General features: G+C 37.0%; 1 pseudogene. It reads right to left on the bottom strand.

Going from position 1 to position 392, the window contains the following annotated elements:
* Positions 1–185: pseudogene (locus GQ590_RS12130) on the bottom strand (transposase); the annotation flags it as partial.
* Between the last annotated feature and the right edge of the window lie 207 nt (positions 186–392).

Here is a 392-nt window from a genome sequence, read left to right on the forward strand (position 1 = left end):
TGGCCTAAAAAACGTAACAAAAATAGCTTTATCGCTATTTTCTTAATATTTTGTGCCGTTGTGGCCAATAAACACTGCATTTGAATCAGCCTTCTTCCCCTAAATCTTGCATAGCGATGTCCGTGGTGTTGTTTAGCATCAGCAAAGCTCCGCTCTACGGTCTCTTTTCGCCGAGCATAGACTTTGGAATGGCAACACATTTTCAAACAAAAAAATTAAGGGGTAAGTATTTTTTAAATTCAACGGGAGGCAAGTAGCCTAACGAAGAATGTAATCGTTTATGATTATATCAATAAGCATAAAACTATAGTAGCTCAAACTTAATCTGACAGACACGTATTACTCATCGGCCTTCATTTTAACAAAATGCGTGTCCGATGAGCAAAATAAAT

The organism is Gilliamella sp. Lep-s35 (genome assembly GCF_009795845.1).
GTDB lineage: Bacteria > Pseudomonadota > Gammaproteobacteria > Enterobacterales > Orbaceae > Gilliamella.